The organism is Arthrobacter sp. SIMBA_036 (assembly GCF_046535135.1).
Lineage (GTDB): Bacteria > Actinomycetota > Actinomycetes > Actinomycetales > Micrococcaceae > Arthrobacter.
Genome location: NZ_JAWRXG010000049.1, coordinates 1 through 443, shown reverse-complemented (window position 1 = coordinate 443; position 443 = coordinate 1). Strand labels below are relative to the sequence as shown.

General features: G+C 65.7%; 1 pseudogene. It reads right to left on the bottom strand.

Features of this window, described 5'->3' with window-relative positions:
- Positions 1 to 443: pseudogene (locus SB659_RS19085) on the bottom strand (MmgE/PrpD family protein); the annotation flags it as partial.

Below are 443 nucleotides of genomic sequence, written 5' to 3'. Positions count from 1 at the left end.
GTGATTTCCACCGTGCCGCCGAAGGCTTTCTCGGCGATGTCCAGGGAGTGGTAGCGGCGGGTCCATTCCGGGTCTTCGACCGTGGTGACTTTGTGCCAGAGTTCCACGGTGTCCGGGCGGGTGGCGCGTTCGGGGGCGTAGGAGTCCACGTGGTGCCACGCGCCGTCCTGCAGCGCGACGGTGAAGATGTACGGGATGGAGTGGTCCAAGGTTTCGCGGGAGGCGGTGGGGGAGTATTTTTGGGGGTCGTTGGCGCCGGAGCCGATGACGTAGTGGGTGTGGTGGCTGGTCTTGATCAGGACCGAGGCCACGTTGGCGGGGTCGGTGGTTTCGGGGTGTTCGCGGTGGAGCTTCCGGGCCAGGTCAATCCAGGCCTGGGCCTGGTATTCGGCGGAGTGTTCCTTGGTGTAGGTGTCCAGGATCGCGCGTTTCGCCTCGCCCGG